17 protein-coding genes are annotated in these 22,887 nt (G+C 64.8%); 9 read left to right on the top strand and 8 right to left on the bottom strand.

The features are described from left to right. The first annotated feature begins 124 nt into the window (after positions 1 to 124). Complete coding sequence (locus Y882_RS13720; RefSeq protein WP_046972501.1) at positions 125 to 919, top strand: SDR family NAD(P)-dependent oxidoreductase; 795 nt, start codon at positions 125 to 127, stop codon at positions 917 to 919. Positions 920 to 974: 55 nt separating this feature from the next. Here Y882_RS13720 and Y882_RS13715 read toward each other — a convergent pair whose 3' ends face one another. Beyond that, a complete protein-coding gene (locus tag Y882_RS13715; protein ID WP_046972500.1) occupies positions 975 to 2,168 on the bottom strand; it encodes an aminotransferase class V-fold PLP-dependent enzyme in 1,194 nt (397 codons plus the stop codon). Positions 2,169 to 2,509: 341 nt separating this feature from the next. On the opposite strand from Y882_RS13715, the gene Y882_RS20515 reads away from it, so the two are divergent. Then, on the top strand, positions 2,510 to 2,665 hold the full coding sequence (locus tag Y882_RS20515) for a hypothetical protein (RefSeq protein ID WP_169748747.1): 156 nt from the start codon (positions 2,510 to 2,512) through the stop codon (positions 2,663 to 2,665). A gap of 186 nt (positions 2,666 to 2,851) precedes the next feature. On the opposite strand, the gene Y882_RS13710 is transcribed toward Y882_RS20515, so the two are convergent. Next, positions 2,852 to 3,091 carry a hypothetical protein gene (locus Y882_RS13710; protein WP_082121122.1) on the bottom strand — a complete coding sequence of 80 codons (240 nt, stop codon included), beginning with the start codon at positions 3,089 to 3,091 and terminating at the stop codon, positions 2,852 to 2,854. Between the two features lie 421 nt (positions 3,092 to 3,512). On the opposite strand from Y882_RS13710, the gene Y882_RS13705 reads away from it, so the two are divergent. Together Y882_RS13705 and Y882_RS18960 are read left to right on the top strand one after the other, a co-directional pair. Beyond that, positions 3,513 to 4,343 (top strand): alpha/beta fold hydrolase, encoded by an 831-nt coding sequence (locus tag Y882_RS13705; protein ID WP_046972498.1) that lies wholly within the window; start codon positions 3,513 to 3,515, stop codon positions 4,341 to 4,343. A gap of 130 nt (positions 4,344 to 4,473) precedes the next feature. Next, the gene (locus tag Y882_RS18960) at positions 4,474 to 6,654 is read left to right on the top strand and encodes a PAS domain S-box protein (protein WP_052950004.1); all 2,181 of its coding nucleotides are present in this window, start codon (positions 4,474 to 4,476) and stop codon (positions 6,652 to 6,654) included. Between the two features lie 15 nt (positions 6,655 to 6,669). Here the strand turns inward: Y882_RS18960 and poxB are convergent, their stop codons facing one another. The 3 genes from poxB to Y882_RS13680 form a co-directional block, all read right to left on the bottom strand. Beyond that, positions 6,670 to 8,385 (bottom strand): ubiquinone-dependent pyruvate dehydrogenase, encoded by a 1,716-nt coding sequence (poxB, locus tag Y882_RS13690; protein ID WP_425479465.1) that lies wholly within the window; start codon positions 8,383 to 8,385, stop codon positions 6,670 to 6,672. 156 nt (positions 8,386 to 8,541) lie between these two features. Beyond that, on the bottom strand, positions 8,542 to 10,872 hold the full coding sequence (locus Y882_RS13685; RefSeq protein WP_046972496.1) for an isoamylase: 2,331 nt from the start codon (positions 10,870 to 10,872) through the stop codon (positions 8,542 to 8,544). A 242-nt stretch (positions 10,873 to 11,114) separates the two neighbouring features. Beyond that, entirely contained in the window at positions 11,115 to 11,939 is an 825-nt protein-coding gene (locus tag Y882_RS13680; protein WP_046972495.1) for a ParB N-terminal domain-containing protein, read from the bottom strand. Positions 11,940 to 12,132: 193 nt separating this feature from the next. Here Y882_RS13680 and Y882_RS13675 point away from each other — a divergent pair, with 193 nt between their 5' ends. From Y882_RS13675 to Y882_RS13660, 4 genes are all read left to right on the top strand, one after another. Continuing rightward, a complete protein-coding gene (locus tag Y882_RS13675) occupies positions 12,133 to 13,068 on the top strand; it encodes a peptidylprolyl isomerase (protein ID WP_046972494.1) in 936 nt (311 codons plus the stop codon). 100 nt (positions 13,069 to 13,168) lie between these two features. Next, positions 13,169 to 15,328, top strand: coding sequence for an AsmA family protein (locus Y882_RS13670; RefSeq protein WP_046972493.1), 2,160 nt, complete (start codon positions 13,169 to 13,171; stop codon positions 15,326 to 15,328). Between the two features lie 52 nt (positions 15,329 to 15,380). Further along, complete coding sequence (locus Y882_RS13665) at positions 15,381 to 16,310, top strand: DMT family transporter (protein ID WP_046972492.1); 930 nt, start codon at positions 15,381 to 15,383, stop codon at positions 16,308 to 16,310. 84 nt (positions 16,311 to 16,394) lie between these two features. Next, entirely contained in the window at positions 16,395 to 17,507 is a 1,113-nt protein-coding gene (locus Y882_RS13660; RefSeq protein ID WP_046972491.1) for a calcium:cation antiporter, read from the top strand. Positions 17,508 to 17,512: 5 nt separating this feature from the next. On the opposite strand, the gene Y882_RS13655 is transcribed toward Y882_RS13660, so the two are convergent. Next, positions 17,513 to 18,409: a LysR family transcriptional regulator gene (locus tag Y882_RS13655; protein WP_046972490.1), complete on the bottom strand. Its 897-nt coding sequence runs from the start codon at positions 18,407 to 18,409 to the stop codon at positions 17,513 to 17,515. Between the two features lie 170 nt (positions 18,410 to 18,579). On the opposite strand from Y882_RS13655, the gene Y882_RS13650 reads away from it, so the two are divergent. After that, positions 18,580 to 19,221, top strand: coding sequence for an NAD(P)-dependent oxidoreductase (locus Y882_RS13650; RefSeq protein WP_046972489.1), 642 nt, complete (start codon positions 18,580 to 18,582; stop codon positions 19,219 to 19,221). Between the two features lie 67 nt (positions 19,222 to 19,288). On the opposite strand, the gene Y882_RS13645 is transcribed toward Y882_RS13650, so the two are convergent. Beyond that, entirely contained in the window at positions 19,289 to 20,191 is a 903-nt protein-coding gene (locus Y882_RS13645; protein ID WP_052950002.1) for a copper resistance protein B, read from the bottom strand. A 23-nt stretch (positions 20,192 to 20,214) separates the two neighbouring features. Next, on the bottom strand, positions 20,215 to 21,936 hold the full coding sequence (locus tag Y882_RS13640; RefSeq protein WP_046972587.1) for a copper resistance system multicopper oxidase: 1,722 nt from the start codon (positions 21,934 to 21,936) through the stop codon (positions 20,215 to 20,217). Between the last annotated feature and the right edge of the window lie 951 nt (positions 21,937 to 22,887).

Below are 22,887 nucleotides of genomic sequence, written 5' to 3'. Positions count from 1 at the left end.
TGAACATGTGCGACTTCGTCGAACAGGGCCCGGCGTGGACTTGCGATTGACACGGACAGCCTCAAGCTGACTCGGGTAGGTCGGCTCGACCACACGTTCCCATCCCCCTTCCGGAGTCCATCGCATGCAAATCGACCTCACCGGCCGCACGGCCATCGTCACGGGTTCCACCGCCGGCATTGGCCTGGCCATCGCCACCGGCCTGGCCGGCACCGGCGCCCACGTGGTCGTCACGGGCCGCACGCAGGCGCGCGTGGACGAGGCCATCGCCGCCATCAAGAGCAGCGTGCCGAAGGCCACGCTCAGCGGCGTGGCCGGCGACCTGGGCAGCGCCGAAGGTGCGCGCCAGCTGATCGCGCAGGTGCCCGAGGCAGACATCCTGGTCAACAATCTGGGCATCTTCGAGCCCAAGGCGTTCTTCGATATTCCCGACGAGGACTGGACGCGCTTCTTCGAAGTGAACGTGCTCAGCGGCGTGCGCCTGTCGCGCCACTATGCGCAAGGCATGGCCAAGCGCGGCTGGGGCCGCATCCAGTTCATCTCCAGCGAATCGGGCCTGCAGATTCCCGCCGAGATGGTCCACTACGGCACCACCAAGACGGCGCAGCTGGCCGTGTCGCGAGGCCTGGCCGAAACGCTCGCCGGCACCGGCGTGACGGTGAACGCGATCCTGCCTGGCCCGACCCGCTCCGAAGGCGTCGGCGATTTCTTCGCAAAGATCGCCAACGATCAAGGCATCTCGCAGGATCAGGTGGAGCGCGATTTCATCCAGACCCATCGCCCGTCGTCGCTGATCAAGCGTCTGGCCACGGTCGAGGAAGTGGCCAACCTCTCGGTCTATCTCGCTTCCGAACAGGCTTCGGCCACCAATGGCGCGGCGGTGCGCGTGGATGGCGGCGTGGTGCGCTCGATCGCCTGATCGTCAGCTGCTACGGATGCCCGCGATCGTGTGGGCATCTGTGTCGGGTGAGCGGTCAGCTCTGCGCCAACAACCACGCGGCGCAGCGGTCGATATCGCCTGCGTCATGCCAGCCATGCAGGGCTATGCGCAGATAGCCTTCGCGTGTGCTGGCGCTGATGCCTTGCGCGTCGGCGGCGCGAAGGAAGCGTTCGCAGTGTTCCGCCGAAACAGCGAACGACAGGATGGATCCCAACCTGCCGGCAGTGACGAGTTCGTCCAAGCGGCGCGCTTCGTCAGCCCACGCCGGACTCTGCGCCAAGGCGGCCAGCAGGCCGCGCTGCAGGCCCACGATGTGCGCCTGCAGCCTGGCCGCACCGCCGCTTTCCACCAGCAGGCGGATGGACGACGCCAGCGCGGCGCATGACACGATCGACGGGCTGCCTGCTTCAAGGCGCCGCCCGTCGGTGGCCCATAGCGCGTCGCTGGTCGCCTGTGCACCGCTCTGCGAAAAATCATCCGGCGCGGAGAGCCAGGTACCCAGCGGTATGAGTTGTTGACGGAAGCCGCGCTCGGTCCACAGCAGCCCCTGCCCCTGCATGCCGAGCAGACCCTTGTGCCCGCCGCTGGCAAACGCACTGACGTCCTCCAACGAAGTCGCCACCGTGCCCGCGCCCTGGATGCCATCGACCACCAGATGCACGCCGCGTGCGCGGCAACCACGCCCGAGCTTTTCCAGATCGAGACGGATGCCATCCTGATAGCGCACCCACGACACCGCCATCACGCGCGTGCTCGGGGTAATCGCATCGAGTAAGCGCTGTTCCGGTTCGATCCTGGCATCCGGCGCCACGGAAGGCTGGGCGAGCTGGCCTGTCCACAGCTCCACTTCCCTGCACCGCACGCCCTTGCCGGCCAGCGCCAGCCACGGCAGTCGATTGCTGGGGAACTCGCCGGCGGGAATCACCACCTCGTCGCCGGCCTGCCACGCATAACCCAAGGCCACCGCTTCCAGGCCGGTGGAGGTGCAGGTGACCAGGCTGATGTCCTGCGTATCGACGCCCAGCAGCGTGGCGCCGATCTCGCGCAACGAACGCTGCACGTCGAGGAAGTCCTCGTTCCAGCGTACCTCCCAGGGCCGCAACTCCGACGCCATCAACGCTCGCACCGCGGCGGCCGAGGCGCGCGGCAAGGGGCCATCCTTGCAATGCGAAAACCACTGCACGGTGGGCGGCATGTCGAACAGCTCGCGGGAAATCAGGGGGGCCATCGGCGGCACAGCGCGTATTCCTTGATGCGGTAGAGCCGATGGCCGTCCATCTCCGATGGGCGCGGCCGCGGCAAACAGATGGCGCACGCTAGCACAAGGATTTTCGATGGATCGCTCCGCCAAAACGAACGGCGTTCACGCGGTCTCCACGTCCAACGCGTCCGCTGCACGTGTCCGCAGTCCGCCGGGCTTGTCCGGACACCGTCCGCGGACACTGCCGCTGTTGCGCGATGGTGCGCAGAAATGGCTTGGGAATGCGGGTTTCAAGCGATGGCCACGGTTGGCACGGGGCTTGCCATATACCCAGTGAAAGCCACCCAACCCCGTGAAGGAGTACGACCATGAAATTCGAGAACCTGATGCTGCACAGCCTGTTCGCCGCCTGCATGCTGGTCTGCGTGCTGACCCTGGGTGCGATGATTGCCGCTCCGATCTCCACCAACGCCGCTGTCGCCAGTGCAGCACCGGTTGCCACCTCGGCACAGCCGGCCGGTTGAGACGCCCGCTTGCGCACCGCGCTGCTCACCATTGCAAGCACGCACAGTCACGCGAGCGTGACCCGCACCGACTGCTAGCCCCGGGGCATCCCGGGGCTCGATAGACGCAAACGCCAGATCATCTCACTGGCCGCCGATGCAGCTACGCGCAGGATCGCAGGCGTGGCGGCTGCGTCGTCAGGAAGCTCAGCGCGCGACAGACACCTGCCGGCTCAGCTCGGTAAGCCCGTGACGTTCCATCGTGGCGTAGACCTGCTCCCACCACCAGCGGCTGTCCGCACGGTCGATCGACGATGACGGCACCTGGACCAGCCGCTCGAAGGCAGCCCACAAGTCTTCTTCCGGCGCATCGCGCATGGCCAATCCGTTGAGTTCCTCGTCCAGCTCGGCAAACATCGTTGCCCATTGCTCTTTGGAGTAACGCACGTTCTTGGGACCTCGGTCGAAAGGCGATACCGTTGCACCGGTCCCTTTCTCGTCCATTTCGTCGCCCGCATGGCGCGATTCCCGCCGCTCAGCAAGCGCGCTGCAGCAAGCCGTGACGCCCGTTTGGCTTGACGTCGACTTCACTCGCAAAAGTGGACTCTTTTTCGGCGTGTCGTGCGACCGGCGCTGTCTCGCAACGCTGGGTTTCGCAGCCAATAACCCGCCCGGCGTTGGCTGTTCCCCGCGCCCGGATCGGATGCCACGCCAGCCACAGGGATCAACGAGTACGGGAGACGGTCACGTTTCCACGTCGTCGTGCGCGGCTGCCACTCGCCATCAACGTTCCATCGCTCCACTCCTCAACTGGCGTCGACGACGCCAGGTCTCCGTCCCGCGCAACTCAACCAACAGGTGCAAGCACATGGGCAGCAGTACGATCACCACCAAAGACGGCGTCGAGATCTATTACAAGGATTGGGGCAAGGGCCAGCCCATTGTCTTCAGCCACGGCTGGCCGCTGTCGGCCGACGACTGGGATGCACAGATGTTGTTCTTCCTCGATCACGGCTATCGCGTCATCGCGCATGACCGTCGCGGCCATGGTCGCTCCACGCAGACCGAAGACGGCAACGACATGGACCACTACGCGGCCGACCTGGCCGCGCTGACCGAGAAACTGGATCTGCACGATGCGATCCATGTGGGCCACTCCACCGGCGGCGGCGAGGTGGTCCACTACGTGGCCAACCACGGCATGAAACGCACCGCCAAGGTCGTACTGATCAGCGCCGTGCCGCCGATCATGCTCAAGACCAAGGACAACCCCGATGGCCTGCCGATCGAGGTGTTCGACGGCTTCCGCGAGGCGCTCGCGGCCAACCGCGCGCAGTTCTACGTGGATGTCGCCTCAGGGCCGTTCTACGGTTACAACCGCCCGGGCGCCAAGCCGCTGCAGGGCATCATCGACAACTGGTGGCGCCAGGGCATGATGGGCGGCACCAAGGCCCACTACGACTGCATCAAGGCCTTCTCCGAAACCAATTTCACCGAAGACTTGAAGAAGATCGACCAGCCCGCCCTGGTTCTGCACGGTGACGACGACCAGGTCGTGCCGTACAAGGACGCCGCCTTGCTGTCGGCCAAGCTGCTCAAGAACGCCACGCTGAAGATCTATCCGGGCTACCCGCATGGCGCCTTCACCATCCATCACGACGTGATCAACAAGGACCTGCTCGAGTTCTTCAAGAGCTGATGCACCAGGCAGCCCCTGCGCCCGGCGTGGGGGCTGCTTTCATCGCGGCCGCGGCACGCCCTGTGACCGCAACCACAGCGTGCTCACAAATACCGGCGGATAGTCTGGCGCACGAATGCCCGGGGGTTCTATGGCAGTGTCGGCTCCGCTATCCATCGACGAAGGACGACGGCTCGAGCGCCTGCTTGAGCTGGGCGTCCTGGATACCGAAGCGGAGCCCTTGTTCGATGCCCTGACCAAGGCGGCCTCCCTGCTGACTGGCGCCCCGATCGCGCTGATGACCCTGGTCGACGAACAACGGCAATGGTTCAAATCCAACGTGGGGTTGGAGGGCACCCGCGAGACTTCGCGCGCCGTGGCCTTCTGTTCGTACACCATACTTGGCGACCAGCCCTTCGTCGTGCCCGATGCGGCGGAAGATCCGCGCTTTGCCGACAATCCGCTGGTGACCGGCGCCCCACATATCCGCTTCTACGCCGGCGCGCCGATCACCCTGAACGATGGCCTGCGCATGGGCGCGTTATGCGTGATCGATCGCCAGCCCCGGCGCTTGTCCGGGGAGCATGCGGCCATCCTGCAGGCGCTGGCGATTGCCGCCGCCGAGGCGTTGGAACAACGCAAGGCCGCGCTCGAGCGCAGCGAGTCGCTGCACCGCGAAGCCTTGCTGCATCGCCTGCTGGTGGAAGACCGCACGCGGCTGGCGGCGATCCTCGATGCGTCGCAGGCAGGCACCTGGGAATGGAACGTACAGACCGGCGAGATGCGCTTCAACGAACAGTGGGCCAGCATTCTCGGATATGCGCTGGAGGATCTGGATCTGCTCTCTTCCAGCGTCTGGCGCGACGTGCAGGCGGACGAAGGCGGCATCATCCAGGGTGCGCAGCGTCGCCTCACCCATCCCGACGACTTGCCGCAGATGGACGCATGCCTGCAGGAACACCTGCGCGGCGAACGTCCGCTGTTCGAAAGCGAAGCGCGCCTGCGCCACAAGCATGGCCACTGGCTGTGGGGCCTGCTGCGCGGCCGCGTCATCAGCCGCACCGACGACGGCAAGGCGCTATGGATGTATGGCACGCTGGTGGATGTGTCTGAGCGCAAGCGCATGGAGCGCCGCCTGCATGAAAGCGAGGCCTTCCTCGATCGTTCGGGACGCGTGGCCGGCGTGGGCGGCTGGCAGCTCGACCTGGCCACGCACCAACTCACCTGGTCGGACCAGACCTGCGCCATCCACGATCTTCCGGCCGGCCATATCCCCACGCTCGGCGAAGCGATCCACTACTACGCCCCCGAAGCACGCGAGCAGATCCAACAGGCCGTGGCCAGAGGTGCCGAGGACGGCAAAGGCTGGGATCTGGAGCTGCCGATGATCACCGCCAAGGGACGCCACATCTGGGTTCGCGCCGCGGGTGCAGTCGAATTCGAGCATGGCAAACCTTGCCTGCTGATCGGCGCGATCCAGGACATCACGGCACGCAAGCAGGCGGTGGAATCGGTGCAGCGCAGCGAGCGGCGCTTCCGCAAGCTGTTCGAGGAAAGCCTGGGCCTGATCTGCACGCATGATCTGCACGGCACGATTCTTTCGGTGAATCCGGCGGCGGCGCAATCGCTGGGGTATTCGATCGGCGAGCTGCTGGGACGTCCGTTCAAGGAGATGATGGATCCGTCGTTGCACGGCAGTTTTGACGCCTATCTGCGCCGCGTCACCAGCGAAGGCGTCGCGCATGGCCTGCTGCAGATCAAGTCCAAGGACGGACGAAACCTGGTCTGGCAGTTCCACAATTCGCTCGATACCGAGGACGAGGAACCCTATGTGCTCGGCCACGCGCTGGATGTGACCGAACGCATGCGCCATGAAAGCCAGCTGCGCGAATGGAGCGTGCGCGATTCGCTGACCGGCCTGTTCAATCGACGCTACCTGGGCCAGGTCTCCGAACAGCTGAACCATAACGAGCGCTGGGGCTGCATCGTGATCGACCTGGAGGGCTTCAAGTCGGTCAACGATACGCATGGCCACCAGCGCGGCGACGAAGTGCTGGTGGCGATGGGCCACTTCCTCACCATGCATGTGCGACCCGACGACATCGTGATCCGCTCCGGCGGCGATGAATTCGTCGTGCTGCTGCCGCACGCCGGCGAACAGGAAACGCTGGCCATCGTGCGACGACTGGAAATGGCGCGTGCCAGCGCGCCCAACCGTTTCACCATGGGGTATGCCATACGCATCGGTGACATGCCGCTGGACGCCGCGCTGGCCAGCGCCGACAGCCAGCTCTATCGCGTGCGGCGCGACCGCGGCTACCAGGGACGCTGAGCCCGCTGCCTGCGCTCAGCGGAACAGGTTGGTCTTGGCCAGTTCGATCAATTCGTCGCCCCGCCCATTGATGACCGTGCGCAGCGCCCACAGGCTGAAGCCCTTGGCCTGCTCCAGCTTGATGCTGGGCGGCATGGCGAGCTCCTGCGGGTTGGTCACCACATCGAGCAAGGCCGGGCCATCGTGCGCGAGGATGTCCTTCACGGCGGCAGGCAGATCGCCGGGATCTTCCACGCGTATGCCATGCACGCCGACGGCACGAGCCATCGCGGCAAAGTCGGGATTGACCAGCGAGGTGCCGGTTTCCAGATAGCCGCCCGCCTTCATCTCCAGCGCCACGAAGCCCAGCGTGTGGTTGTTGAACACCACGATCTTCACCGGCAATTTCTGTTGCACCAGGGTGAGGAAATCGCCCATCAGCATGGCGAAGCCACCGTCGCCGGAAAGGCTGATCACTTGTCGGCCCGGATAGGCAGCCTGCGCGCCGATGGCCTGAGGCATCGCATTGGCCATCGACCCATGCACCAGCGAACCGATCAGCCGGCGCCGGCCATTCATGGTCAGATAGCGCGCCGCCCAGATCGATGGCGTGCCCACGTCGAACGTGAACACTGCATCGTCCGTGGCAGCTTCGCTCAGCAGTTTGGCGAGGTATTGCGGATGGATCGGCTTGCGGCCGGGCTTGCCCGTCGCCAGTTCGTCCAGCCCCTCGCGCGCCTTGCGATAGTGCGCCACGCAGGCATTGAGATGCGCTTTATCCTGCTTCGCCTTCAGCTTTGGCAGCAAGGCCTCGATGGTGGCCGCCACATCGCCCACCATGCCCAGGTCCAGGCGCGCGTGCTGACCAAGACTGCCCGGGCGAAGATCCACCTGCGCGATTTTTGCGTCGGTGGGATAGAACTGCCGATACGGAAAACCGGTGCCCAACATCAGCAACGTGTCGCAGTTCAACATGGCGTGATAGCCGGAACTGAAACCGATCAGGCCGGTCATGCCCACGTCGTAGGGGTTGTCGTATTCCAGGTATTCCTTGCCGCCAAACGCGTGCACGATCGGCGCCTGCAGCGTTTCGGCCAGCTTCACCACGGCGTCGTGCGCGCCTGCGCAGCCGCGACCACACAGCAAGGTGATGTCCTTGCTGCTGTTGAGCAGCTGCGCCAGCGCATCGACGTCCTCCGGCGCCGGACGCACCACCGGCGGACGCAGCGCGATCGACGGCCCGGCCGACGGCTTCGCCTCCAGTTCCAGCAAGGCCACGTCGCCGGGTATCACCACCACCGCCACGCCGCGCATGCCGATCGCGGCACGCATGGCGCTTTCCAGCACGCCGGGCAATTGCTCCGGCGTCGACACCAGTTCGCAGTAATGGCTGCACTCGCGAAACAGCGATTCCGGGTGCGTCTCCTGGAAATAGCCGCGACCGATTTCCGCGCTGGGGATCTGCGCCGCAATCGCCAGCACCGGCACACGCGAACGATGGCAATCGAACAGGCCGTTGATCAGATGCAGGTTGCCAGGGCCGCAACTACCCGCGCAGACCGCAAGATCTCCCGTCAGATGCGCCTCGGCGCCGGCAGCAAATGCCGCGGCCTCTTCGTGCCGCATATGGATCCAGTCGATGTCGCCACGTGCCCGCAGGGATTCGGTGATGCCGTTGAGGCTGTCACCCACCACGCCATAGATGCGGCGCACGCCGGCGACATGCAGTGTTTCGGTGACGACATCAGCCACTTTCGTACGTGCCATAACCCGACCCCTTCGATGGAGAACCCGCGCCACAGATGGCGCAGCAGTCCAACGAGTATCGCGTCGAGCGCGTGACAGCCATGTCAGCCTCGCCACGCATCCGCATCACCCATGTGGGCCATGCGGATGCGTGCCTGCGGGTTACTTCGAGATCAACAACAACAGCGACTGCCCGCACTGTCCATACGTCGTTCCGCCGCCGCCAATCAAGGCTTCGCTGCCGGGCGATGCGAAGGTATTGGCGCCATCGTTCCAGTTGCAGGTGTCGGTGACGCGATACCACTGCGTGCCCGAGGGCGGCGCCGGCAGCGTGAAGGTCACGCTGCCCGACCAGCCGTTGTAGGCGATGTACATGGAGTTGCTGTCGCCCAGCGACGGACCATTGATGGTGTATGCAAGCGCGTAGTTGCTGGTGTTGTTCCAGTAGTTGGTATCCGCCACCGCGCCGCTGGGCTGGTACCACACCACCTGGCTGGCCGAATACCAGCTGGCCGGACGCAGGGCGGGATGGGCCTTGCGGAACGCAATCAGCCGCTGGGCAAAGGTGTAGAAGTTGCTCTGGTCCGTGGTCCAGCTGTTGGTAAGCCAGTTCGCGCTCGAGTCCAGGTTATAGGCGTTGTTGTTGCACTGGAGCGTGCGCAGGTATTCATCGCCGCCCTGCATCAGCGGCGTGCCGGCCGACAGCATCTCGAAGGCCATGCCGGTGCGCGCAGCGCGGCGCTGGTCAACTGCGGTGCCGGTACCGACGGACATGCCCTGGTCCCAGCTGAAGTTGGTGCTGGTGCCGCCGTCGGATGGGCCATAAGGCCATGCCTGGCTGTTGCTGGAACCGTTGCACGAATAGACGTCCTTCAGCGTCATGCCGTCATGCACGTCGATGAAGTTCACCGAGTTCCAAGGCGAACGTCCACTGGCCTGGAACAGGTTGGACGAACCGGAGAAGTCGTTCGCATCCTGGGTGATATGGATGGTCATGCTGCCCAGTTCGTTCTGCGCCTGGCGCAGGCTGTCGCGGAACACGCCGTTCCATTCGGACCATCCCGGCGGAAAGCCGCCAAGCTGGTACGAATTGCCACCGATGGCCCACGGCTCGGCAAACAGATCCAGGCCGCTGCCGCCACTCGCGGGGCGCACGCTGAACTCGCGCAGGATACGGTTGATCGCGACATTGGAATCAGCCGCATCGAAGTTGTAGCCGCCGTTCGGGCAATTGGGTGCCGCCGAGGTGTACGCACCGTTGAGGCAACTATTGCCCAGCACCGAGGCGAGATCGAAGCGGAACCCGTCCACGCCCATGGTGTTCGCCCAATAAGCGAGCGAGTCCACGATCAGGTTCTGCGCCACCGTGTTGTAGGTGTTGTAGTTGGCGCCGATGCCGGTGTTGTCGTAGAAATATTGATTGCCTGAAGTCAGCTCGTAGTACGTGGCGTTGTCCAGGCCACGCCAAGAATAGATCGTTGCCGTGGTCGGATCGTTGCTGGTCCAGGTACCGCCCTCGGCGGTATGGTTGTAGACCACGTCCATGTACACCTTGATGCCGGCGTTGTGGAAGGCCTGCACCATCGCCTGAAATTCCGCCGTGGGGCCTCCCGGTGCCTTGTTATAGGCATAGCGGCGATCCGGCGAAAAATAGCTCTCGGTCATATAGCCCCAGTAGTTCTGGTTGGCATCCGAGTTGGGCACGACATCGTTGGCGTCGTTCTGGGTTTCCTGCACGGGCAGGAATTCCACGGCGGTGACGCCGAGGCTGGCGAGGTAGCTGGCCTTGAGCCCTGCCCCGTAATAGGTGCCGCGATACTGCGCGGGTATGGAGGTGTCCTGCTCGGTGAAGCCGCGCACGTGCACTTCGTAGATCACGTCGTCCTTCTGCGCACGCGTGGGCTTGGTGCCGGTGCTTTGCGTGCTCGCGGGCAACACGACGCCCTTGGGTGCGTAGATGCCGCTGTCCGTCGTGCGATAGCTCGCTCCGGAAGCGAACACGTTGCCGTTCTGGCTGGACGGGTTGAGCGGATCCTGACTCACTTCCTGCGCATACGGATCGAGCAGCAGCTTGTTGGGATTGAAGCGATTGCCGCTGGCGTCGACATCGGACACGAAACCTGCCTGCGAGCCCTTGCCCCAGCTGCTGCTGTACGGCCAGTTCGGTCCCCAGGCGCGGTAGCCGTAATACACGGAACCGGTGATGCCCGCCGCCTGGATCGACGACACCGGTACCGTCGCCGCCCAGACGCCGCTGCCGACGGAACTGAGCGTGTAGGTCGCCGATTCCTGCGCGCCATAACCGCTGGCGTACAGGTACAGCACGATGCGCGTGGCGCTGGACGAGTAGACGCGAAAGGTGATGCTGGTCTTGGCCGCGTTGTAGCTGGCGCCAAGACTCATGCTGTTGATGGCCGCGTGGGTCGATGTTGCAGGCACGCCGGCGAGCGCCGCGCAGGCCAGCAGCGCGGCGAGAATCTTCGAGCACTTCATGGGTGAGCCTCCATCCTGCTTCGTTGACGATCAGGTCGAACAGCAGCAACGCCATGGGGCACATCCCTGCCACGGCTGGCGGACTAGCGAACACCACTGTCGTTCGCAACTAAAGGCTCAGCCGCGCGCACTCCCCACGCGCGGCAGCCATCGGGCGGCAGTGCGTCGCATCGTAGAAAGCATCGCAGTGCAGCAACCAGCGGCTGCATACGTATTCATTGCGAACACGGTCCGCAAAACCGTCACTCGCCGGCGGAGCGCTCCCAGCGGGCGAGCTGTTCGCGCAAGGCGTCGTTGTCGGCCTTGAGCTCCGCCACTTCGGCCTTGAGCTCGGCGACGCGGCGTTGCAGGGTCGGCACGTCCTCGCCCTCGCCTGCCTCGACCACCGGCTTGGGTTTGCGCTTGGCCTCGCGCACGCGCTTGGCGGCCTGTTTGAGTTCGTCGTCACCCGCGCTGGCTGCGGCGCGCTGCTCATCCTCCGGCAAGGTCGCCACTGCCGCCGCCGCATTGATCGACAGCACGCCGGACTTCACCGCGGCCACCACTTCCGGCGCGGCCTGCTTCTGGATCTTTTCGATCATCACCACCTGGTTGTTGCTCAGCCGCGCCTCGCGCGCGATGGCCTGGCGGCTCGGCAGCGGCTCGGACTTGGCGGGCGTTTCGGTGGCCGGCGCAGCTTCGGATGCGGGCAAGCTCTCGGTGGTAGGCGCGGCGTCCTGTTCCGCCGGCTGCTTGCGCGAGCGACGTTCCTGCAGGATCTCGCGCTTGCGCAGCGCCAGCACGCCGCGCTGGAAGTCCGACACGCTGCGGCGCCCGAGGTGTTGCTCGATCATCCACAGGTGCACGTCTTCCATCGACTGGAAGCGCGTGTTCTGCACCGTGTTGAACGGCAGCTCGTGCTTGCGGCAGATGCCATAGCGATTGTGTCCGTCCACCAGGACGTTGCCCCACAGCACCAGCGAATCGCGGCAGCCTTCCGCGAGCAGGCTGCGTTCCAGCGCCTCGTATTCGTCCGCGGTGAGCGGGTCGATATAGGCCTTGAGTTCTTCGTTGACGACGATGTCCATGGGGGCGTGCTGCAGCGGGCAAAGGGGCGGCATTGTAGAGAACCTGGCCGCTCGTTTCGCGGCTTGCGCCGGGCGGCGGAACGTGCACAGGTATGGGCGAGGCCGTCGCGCACAGGGTGCGCTCCCACAGGAGGGGCATGCGGAGGCCGGGATGGCTCTGCTACCTTGCTGGCTTTCCGACGAGGGGGATTCCATGCTGCTGCGCCATTGCCTTGCCCTTGCGCTCGCTGTCTCGCTGTCCGCCACGGTGGCGGCCGACGAAGCGAAGCCTGCCCATACGCCCTCGCCCAGGGAATTGCTGGCCAAGTCGCAGGCACAGGAGTGGCGCACGCCCGACCCGCAGAACCTGCTGGTCATGCAGCTGCCGCAGGGTCGCGTGCTGATTGAGCTGGCGCCCGATTATGCGCCGCTGCATGCCGCCAATATCCGCACCATGGCGCACGAGCACTATTACGACGGTCTCGCCATCGTGCGTGTGCACGACAACTTCGTCACCCAGTGGGGCGATCCGGCCAGCGACGACCAGGGCGATAAGAGCAAGCTCAAGTCCCTGGGCTCGGCCAAGGACAAGCTGCCGCCGGAATACACCCGCCCCTACGATGCCAAGCTCCCTTTCACGGCCTTGAAGGATGGCGACTTCTACGCCGCGGAAGTCGGCTTTTCCGAAGGTTTCCCGGTAGCGAGAGACAAGGCCAGCCAGCAGGAGTGGCTGACCCATTGCTACGGCATGGTGGGCGTGGGCCGCGACATCGATCCGGAAACCGGCAGCGGCAGCGAGCTGTATGCGGTGATCGGCCAGTCACCGCGCGCACTCGATCGCAACATCGCCGTGGTCGGCCGCGTGTTGCAAGGCATGGAGTACCTCTCCGGCCTGCCGCGCGGCACCGGTCCGCTGGGCTTCTATGAAAAGCCCGAGCAGCGCGTGGCGATCGCTTCCGTGCGCCTCGCCGCCGACCTGCCCGCCGACCAGCGTCCCCATGTGGAAGTAATGCGCACCGACAGTGCCACCTTCGCGGCTTTGGTGGATGCCAAGCGCAATCGCCTGGATGACTTCTACCGATTGCCGGTGCACAAGGTGGACCTGTGCAGCGTGAGCATTCCGGTGCGCGAGGCCAAGACGTCGCATTGATGTAAGTGAACCCGCGCCAGCGGTCCTCACTACACAACGACACCCCCTTCACCCGCCGCATTGGCAGGATGGCGGCGCCATAGGGCGTCGGGAGCCACGAATGCGGCGGGGTTGGAAAATAGTGTCATGGATCATCGGCGTCTGCCTGGCGCTGATCGTGGTGTTGTTGATCGTCATCGCCACCTTCGACTGGAACCGTCTCAAACCCACCATCAACGCGCGCGCCAGCGAAACGCTGGGGCGGCCGTTCGCCATCAATGGCGACCTTAGCGTGCGCTGGCGCCGTGAGGAGCGCGCCAGCGGCATGGAAAGCTGGGTGCCCTGGCCGGAGTTCATCGCGCAGAACATCAGCATCGGCAATCCGGACTGGACCGGCCAGCCGCATTTTGCGCAGCTCGATGCGCTGCGCTTTCGCGTTTCGCCGCTGCCGCTGATCGTGCATCGGGTGGAAATCCCGGTGCTCTATCTCACCCAGCCCACTATCGACCTGGAGCGCAACGCACAAGGCCAGGCGAACTGGGAGTTCGCGTTCACCAACAACACGACGCCCTCGGCATGGAAACTCGATCTGCACGCGATCGGTTTCGACCGCGGCCATATCATGCTCAACGACGCGATCAACAAGGCCGATCTGCAGATCACCATGGAAGCACTGCAGCGCGCCATCCCCTATGGCGACATCGTCTCGCAGCAGTCGGCCGACGCGCGCGAGCAGGCCAGCAAGACGGTCGGCGCCAATGCGAAAACCCAGCTGGAAAAGGATGCCGGCACACAGGAAAACCAACCCGGCCACACCAGTGCCACCTACCAGTTTGCGTTCCAGGCCCAGGGCAAATACCAGGGCGCCGCGGTCGACGGCAACGGCAAGACCGGCGGCGTGCTGGCGCTGCAGGAGACCGACCAGCCGTTTCCGCTGCAGGCCGATATGCATGTGGGTGATACGCATATCGCCATGGTGGGCACGCTCACCGACCCGCTGCATCTGGCGGCGCTCAATATCCGCCTGTGGTTCTCCGGCAGCAGCATGGCCAAGCTGTATCCGCTGATCGGCGTGACCCTGCCCGACACGCCGCCGTATGCGACGGAAGGCCATCTGCGCGCGACCTTGAAAAAAGGCGCCAGCCATTTCTCCTACGATCACTTCCGCGGACGCGTGGGCGGCAGCGATCTGGCCGGCGATCTCGCCTTCGACACGGGCGCCGCGCGTCCGAAGCTGACCGGCGCGGTGAAGTCGCAGCTGCTGCGTTTCTCCGATCTGGCGCCGCTGATCGGCGCGGATACCAACAGCGAAAAAGAGCAGCGCGGCGACGCCACGCCGCAGCCCTCGGACAAGGTGTTGCCGGTGGAACCTTTCCGCACGGATCGCTGGCGCGCGATGGATGCCGACGTGACCTTCAGCGCCGAGAAGATCGTGCGCGACACCGCCCTGCCCATCCACGCCTTGCAGACCCACCTGCAGATGGACAACGGCGTGCTGACGCTCAATCCGCTGGATTTCGATTTCGCCAGCGGCAAGATCGACAGCAACCTGCGCCTCGATGGCAGCACCACGCCGATGAAGGGCGACATCAAGCTCAAGGCGCGTCACCTCAAGCTCAAGGAACTGTTTCCCAAGTTCGCGCCCATGCAGACCAGCTTTGGCGAAATCAACGGCGACGCGGCGCTCAATGCGCGCGGCAATTCGGTGAGCGAACTGATGGGCACCTCCACCGGCGAGCTGAAGCTGCTGATGAACGACGGCGCCATCAGCAAGGCGCTGCTGGAGACGGCCGGACTCAATGTGGCGAACATCGTGATCGTCAAGCTGTTCGGCGACAAGACGGTGAAGATCAACTGCGCCGCCTCGGACCTGTCGGCTACCAACGGCCTGTACCAGACCCAGCTGTTCGTGTTCGACACGGAGGACGCCACCATCCGTGTGAACGGCACGGTCAACTTCGCCAACGAAAAGCTCGACCTCGACGTGCGGCCGGAATCCAAGGGCCTGCGCATCCTCTCATTGCGCTCGCCGCTTTACGTCAAGGGCACGCTCAAGGACCCCGATGTGGGCGTACAGCCAGGGCCGCTGATCCTGCGCGGCGGCGGCGCCGTGGCGCTGGCTGTGTTTGCCGCGCCGGTGGCCGCATTGCTGCCCTTGGTCGCCACCAGCAAGGGCGAGCCCGACAATACCTGCGCCACCGTGCTCGAGCAGATGCGTGGCGCATCCAAGGCGCGTACGGCACCGCTGCCGCAGAAAACCAAGGCTGCCGCCACGCACTAAGGGGCTGCCGCAACGCTAGAATGCCGGACTCCCTCTTCGTCGACATTCGTGCATGCAACCGGTCAACAAGGCCCGCTGGCAGATCCATTTTTGCGTGCTGCTCTGGGGCTTCACCGCCATCCTGGGCAAGCTGATCACCCTGCCGGCCATGCAACTGGTGTGGTGGCGCATGCTGCTCGTCTCTGGCGCGCTGCTGCTGGTGCCCCGCGTGTGGCGCGGCCTCAAGGCCATGCCGGCGAAGCTACGCTGGGGGTATGCCGGCATCGGCGTACTGGTGTCCTTGCACTGGTTGACCTTCTATGCGGCCATCAAGCTGGCCAATGCCTCGGTGGGCGCCACCTGCATCGCGCTGGGGCCGGTGTTTCTGTCGCTGGTGGAACCGTGGATCGCCCGCCGCAAGTTCGACCCGCGCGAGCTGTTGATCGGTGTGGCAGTAGTGCCCGGAGTGGCCATGGTGGTGGGCGGCGTGCCGATGGACATGCGCATGGGCATCGTCGTGGGCGCACTCTCGGCGCTACTGGTGGCGCTGTTCAGCGCCTTCAACAAGCGCATGGTGGAACACGGCGACCCGCTCACCGTCACCTGCATCGAACTGGGCACCGGCACCTTGTTCCTCACCTTGCTGGCGCCGCTGTTGCCGCACGCCGGACCCGCCTTCGTGTTGCCCAGCCTGCATGACGCCGCGCTGCTGACCGTGCTCTCCTTCGGCTGCACGCTGCTGCCGTTCGCCCTGGCGCTGGTCGCCTTGCGGCATATGAGCGCCTTCGGCACGCAGATGGTGACCAACCTGGAGCCGGTCTACGCCATCGTGCTGGCGATCCTGTTGCTGGGCGAGCAGCGCCAATTGGACGGCTGGTTTTACGCCGGCGTGGCAGTCATCCTGGGCGCCGTGTTCATCCATCCGCTGTTAACGCGCAAGCAGGCCCCGGCTTCCCAACCGGAGTTGCTCGGCACGGCTGAAAGCCACAATGTGGTTGAATAGGCCGTCGTCGCCACGGTGAAATACGCTGCCGGGTGAACGCTCGCGACGCCCAGCGTCGATCACGGCTTCGGGGAGGTGCTTGCGATGACGCGGCTCGGATTCCCAAGAATCGTACGGCGCGAATGGTTCCTGGCCATCAGTGCGGCCACTGCCCTCGTCTTTCTGCTCTACGGTCCACGACTGCTGGACGGGCTCGATCGCCCGCTGTGGCTCGCCGTCATTTTTGGATGGCTGTTCGCCGTGATCCTGGGTTCCGCGCTGGCCGTGGTGCGACATGCGGAGCACCTGGGCGAACAGCTGGGCGAACCCTATGGCACCCTGGTGCTGACGCTGTCGATCACCACCATCGAGGTGATCAGCATCACCGCCATCATGCTGCACGGGGCGAACAACCCCACGCTGGCGCGCGACACCTTGTTCGCCGTCACCATGATCGTGCTCAACGGCATGGTCGGCCTGTCGCTGCTGGTCGGCGGCTGGCGGCATCGCGAGCAGCAGTACAACCTGCAGGGCGCGAACGCCTATCTGGCCGTCGTCATTCCATTGGGCATCCTGGCGCTGGTGATGCCCAACTACACCGTCGACCCGCACAAGACGCTCACCTTGGCTCAGGAGATCTTCCTCGCAGTGATCTGCGCCGGGTTGTACATCGCGTTCATCGGCCTGCAGACCCGCCGCCACCGCGACTATTTCGCGGCCGTGGAGGACCATGACGAGAGCTCATCGGAGGTGCAAGGCGGCGCAAAGCGCAGCACCTTCCACGCGCTGCTCCTGCTGGCCTATATGGTTCCCGTGGTGTATCTGGCGGAAAAGCTCGCCCACCCGATCGATTACGTCGTGGAAACGATGGGCAAGCCGGCGGCGCTGGCTGGACTGGTGATGGCCGTGCTGGTCGCCACGCCGGAGGGCATCGGCGCCGTGCGTGCCGCGCGCGGCAACCATATGCAGCGCTCGGTGAACATCTTCCTGGGCTCGGTGTTGTCGACGATTGGCCTCACCATTCCGGCCATCCTCATCATCAGCCAGCTCACCGCGCATCCCATCGAACTAGGCCTGCAGCACACCGACCTGGTGTTGTTCCTGCTCACGCTGACGGTGAGCCTGGTGACGTTTTCCAGCGGCCATACCAACGTGCTGCAAGGCGCCGTGCACCTCATCCTGTTCGCGGCCTATCTGTTCTACATGTTCCAGGTCTGAGGCCATCAGCCCGGCGCGGCCAACGTCGCGCGCAGATGGTCGATGAAGGCGCGCACCTTGGCCGGCGGCTGGCGTCCGGGATACACCGCGTAGATGCCGCACACCGGCAAGCTGTATTGCGCCATCAGCACGACCAGCTTGCCCTGGCGGATATCTTCCGTGACCAGATAGTCCGGCAGCACGCTGACGCCCGCGCCATGGCGTACCAGCGCATGTGCCGTCGTCACATTGTTCGCTTGCACGCGTTGGCGCATGCGCACGGTGCGTCGCGTGCCGTCGGGCGCGGTGAAGGTCCAGCGCAGCGGCGTGGCCAGCAAGGTGAGCGCCACCCAGTCGTGCGATGCGAGATCGGTGATGAGCCGTGGCTGGCCGCAGCGCGCGAGATACGCGGGTGCAGCCACCATCAGCTGGCGAAACGTGCTCAGGCGCGTCGAACGCAGATTGGAATCGCGCAACCAGCCCATGCGGATGGCCAGATCGAAACGCTCGGCAATCAGGTCGCTCATGTGATCGTTGAGCACCAGGTCGGCCTGCAACGAAGGATGCTCGCGCAGGAATTGCGCCAGTGCCGGCGCAACCACGGCCGTGCCGTAATCGCCCGTCGCGGTGAGCCTCAAGGTGCCGCTGGGTTGTTCCTGGCTGCGCCCGACCTGGGCGATGGCGGCGTTCGCTTCGGCAAGGATGCTCAAACACGAGGCGTGGAACGTGCTGCCGGCCTCGGTCAACGTCATGCGCCGTGTGCTGCGCGACAACAGCGTGACCCCCAGCTCGCTTTCCAGACGGGCGATATGCTGGCTCACCATCGCCTTGGTCATGCCAAGCACATCGGCCGCCGCAGTGAATGAGCCTGCGCGCACCAGCGCCGTGAACACCGACAAGCGATTGAGATTGACCTCGGCCATGCCGTTCTCCTTACTGTCAACTGAAACTTTACAGTGAATTCCCATTTGATGCGTTTATCTGCATCTGCCGCGGGCGCATGCTGGGCGCTGTTGGTGGTGCTGGCAGTTTTTTCACGGTGCCCGCGTCATCGTCCCTCGCACTCCCCCATCCCCGCTGGAGAGCTCTACCCATGAAGATCGCCTTGTTCGGCGCGACCGGCCATGTCGGCCACGCCATCCTCGACGAAGCGCTTGCACGCGGTGCCGATGTCACCGCCATCGTGCGTGATCCGTCGCGCCTGACCACCAAGGACGACCGCGTCAAGGTTGTCACCGGCGATATCGCCAATCCGGAAAGCTGGCTCGACGCCGTGCGCGGCTCCGATGTGATGATCGTGAGCATCTCCGCCCGTCGCGACGGCTCCAACGATGCGGTGCCGGCGATCGCCGCGACGGTGCTCGACTACCTGCCCAAGGCCGGCGTGAAGCGCCTGGTATGGGTAGGCGGCGCCGCTTCGCTGGAAACCTCTCCTGGTGTGCGGGTGATCGATGATCCGCACTTTCCGGCGGCGTGGAAGGACGAGGCCCAGGGTCAGATCAAGGCACTGGAAGTGTTCCGCCACGACAAGGGCGAAGTGCAATGGACGTTTATCAGTCCGTCGGCGCTGCTGGAGGATGGCCCGCGCACCGGCAAATACCGCGTCGGCAGCGACCAGCTGCTGATGGATGCCAACGGCAAGAGTCATATCAGCGTGCCGGACTATGCGGTCGCGCTGCTCGACCGGGTCGAGAAGAACGATGCGCGCCGGCAGCGCATCACGGTGGGCTATTGAGGCCTCGGGTTTCCAAATTTACTGAGGACACGGGATGCCGACGATGGTCGGCATCCCGTTGCCCAGTTCAAAACCACAAGCGCACGCCGGCCACCCAGGTTGTCTCGCGCGCATGCACGGTCGGCACACCGGGCTCGCTCTGCACATCACCGAACCGCCGCGTCCAATCCACGCCGATATACGGCGCAACTTTGCGGCTGATTTCATAGCGCAGACGCAGACCCGCCTCGGCCTCGGAGAGTCCCGATGCGATGCCGCGCTGCGGATCATCCTTGCCGTAGACGTTGAGCTCCAGCTTTGGGGTCAGGATCAGTTTCTGCGTGAAGCGCAGGTCGTAGCTGGTCTCCACGCGCAGCGCGGTGCGCCCTTGCTCGCCCACATAGAACGTGGCCTGCGTTTCGAACCAGTACGGCGCCAGGCCTTCCACGCCCAGCGCCAGCCACGTGCGGTTCGGCCCCTGCCCAAATTCCTGGCGTACTCCCAGCTGCCCATCCCAGAAGCTGGTCCAGGCATGACTCCACAGCGCCTCGATGCGCGCATCCTGCGTGCCGTCGCTGCCGCGCTCGCCTTCGGTCTTCAACCACAGGCGGTTGATCGGACTGCCGTACCAGCCTTCGGCTTCCCAGTTCGTCGCATAGTCACCCGAGGTACTGCGACTACGTTCGAGACGGTCGACCAGCAGCATGCCGATCGCTTCGTCGTCGTCCATCTGCATCATGTCCTTCATCTGCGATGGCGACATGTCGTGCGGCGCGGTTTGCGGTGGCGGTGGCGCCAGGTGGTCGTTGGGCGGCAGCGCGCTGGCGTCCCGCGTGTTCGTCATGTCATGGCCGGCATGCTGCATGTCGTCATGATTTGCATGCGATTCCGTGGCGCTGCCTTGAGGCATCGGCATCGCCATGCCCGGCATGTCCTGCATCTCCATGCTTTGCGCCAGCACGTTTATCGGCAGTGCACCAAGACACGCCATGATCCATCGTGTAGAAGCCCACTTCATGCCACCACCACTTCGCGGAACATGCCCGCTTCCATGTGGTAGAGCAGATGGCAGTGATAGGCCCAACGGCCCAGGGCATCGGCGCTCACGCGATAAGCAATGCGCTGGGCCGGCTGCACCATCACCGTGTGCTTGCGTACCTGGAAATTGCCGTCCGGCGATTCGAGCTCGCTCCACATGCCATGCAGGTGGATGGGGTGCGTCATCATGGTGTCGTTCACCAGCACGATCCGCACCTGCTCGCCGTAACGCAGGCGCAGCGGCTCGGCGCCGGAATAACGCTGGCCGTCGAACGACCACAGATAGCGCTCCATATTGCCGGTCAGGCGCAGCGTCATCTCGCGATCCACGCGTGGAGCGATCGGCGCATCGACCGCGTGCAGATCGGCGTAGCTGAGTACACGGCGACCGTTGTCGCGCAGGCCCACGCCCGGGTCGTCGAGATTGCTGCGCGGCGTGGGCACGCGCATATCCACTTCGGGCCCGGTCTTCAAGGACTCGGCAATGCCGTGGCCATGCGCCATCGATGACATGCCGCCCATGGCCATGCCGGGCATGTCATGTCCCATGGCGCCGTGATCCATCACGCCCATCATGTCGCCCATGGCTAGCAAAGGGCGGGCGTCGAGCGACGGTACTTCGGCCGTCATGCCGGCGCGCGGCGCGAGCGTGGCCCGTGCATAGCCGGTACGGTCGATGCTCTGCGCAAAAATGGTCCAGGCGCGATCAGCCGAAGGCTGCACGATCACGTCATAGGTCTCGGCCGTACCGATGCGGAACTCGTCCACGCTCACCGGTTCAATGGCCTGCCCGTCCGCCGCGACGACGGTCATCTTCAGGCCCGGGATGCGCACGTCGAAGAACGTCATCGACGAACCATTGATGAAGCGCAGCCGCACCTTCTCGCCGGCATTGAACAGCCCGGTCCAGTTGCCTGCCGGCGTGCAGCCGTTGGTCAGATACGTATAGGCGACCGAGGAAACGTCAGCCAGGTCGGCGGGATCCATCCGCATCTGGTTCCACATGCGGCGCTCGTCCAGGGCCTTGGCGATACCTGCGCTGCCGGCGTCGTGGACAAAGTCGCCCACGGTGCGCTTGCCGATGTTGTAGTAGCCGCTCTGCTTCTTGAGGTTCGTGTAGATCGTTTCCGGATCGAGATCAGTCCAGTCGTTGAGCATCACCACGTAATCGCGCTCGGTCGAATGGCGCTCGCCATCACGCGGCTCGACCACGATGGGACCGTACAGGCCGGTCTGCTCCTGAAAGCGCGAATGGCTGTGGTACCAGTACGTGCCCGACTGGTTCACGGTGAACCGATAGGTGTATTCGCCGCCGGCAGGAATCCCGTCGAAACTCAGCCCCGGCACGCCGTCCATATCAGCCGGCAATACGATGCCATGCCAGTGGATGGAACTGCTCACCTTCAGGCGATTGCGCACACGCAAGGTCACCGTCTCGCCCTGCCGCCAGCGCAGCAGCGGCGCCGGCAGCTGACCGTTCACCACCGTGGCGATGCGCTTGCGTCCGGTGAAATCGACCGGCAGCTCATCGATGTCCAGCTCGAAATGATGGCCGCGCAACTCCGCGGGCGGCGTCGCCATCTGCGCCATCGCATTGCCGCGCCAAAGGCCCAGCCCCGCCGCCACGCCGCCCAGCGCCAGACCTTGTACAAATCGCCGGCGCGGCAACTGAAACCCGCGCGGTTCCTGCTTGTTCATCGCATTGCTCCGTGTCGCGCGTCCGCACGCAGACGCATCGAATCGGCCGACCACTGCCGGCCTGCTGCTTTCAACGGAGAATCTGGCGACCGGTGGCCGCAACGGCGGTTCGTAGACAGGCTGCGGCGCAGCCTCGCGATGCGACTGCCGCGGAGAAGCATCGGACTGCACCTGCAGCACATGCGGCAGCATCGATGCCGGCACATTCGCCGGAGCGTGCGTGCAGCAGCTGTCGGACAGCGCATTCGAGCCATGTGCCGCCATGTGGTCCGGCGATGCGTGCTGCATCCCCATCGTGCCCATGGCCGCCGTCGACGCAGGACAGCAATCGCCCTGCCGCGGCATCGCCCAGGCCACGCTGGACAGCGCCAGCCACGCGCACATAGCCAACACCAGCAAGGTGCGGCAGCGGCGGAGATGGCGGAGCAGGAGGCGGGGCATGGGTGGAGGATAGCGACGGCGCGGGTCGGGGCTCAACTCTGGAGGTGGGTCTGGTTGGGCTGAGAGAGATTCGTGATGGCCGCACATGGCCGGCTCTGGCTTTCCACCTCCGATTCGTCCCTCATCTCTGTCGCGCCGTCTTACCTGTAGGAGCGCACCCTGTGCGCGACAGCCCCGCCCGGGTGTATCGCTCCGTAGGTTTGTCGCGCACAGGGTGCGCTCCCACAAATGGCCGCTCCGCCCATATCCCAACGAGACACCCGCCCTTTGGCTCCAGATGTGGCTCCAGATGTGGTTCTTGATTGTGGTTCTTGATGTGGCTCTTGACCCCCGGGGTCCCCGTATGACGCGGCGGGCGGGTGGAGGAAAGCCCGCAGGGTGGCCGCATGGATGCGGCCAGTTTTTCGACAGGACAGGGATGTCCTGTCGAAAAACCCCGGAGCCCGCCCGCGCACCTGGAGGGCCGAAGGCCCGGAAGGCGCGTCATCCGGGGGGCCCTTTCTTTTGGTT

The organism is Dyella japonica DSM 16301, assembly GCF_001010355.1.
In the GTDB taxonomy this organism is placed as follows: domain Bacteria; phylum Pseudomonadota; class Gammaproteobacteria; order Xanthomonadales; family Rhodanobacteraceae; genus Dyella; species Dyella japonica.
This window is presented reverse-complemented; position numbering and strand designations above follow the sequence as displayed.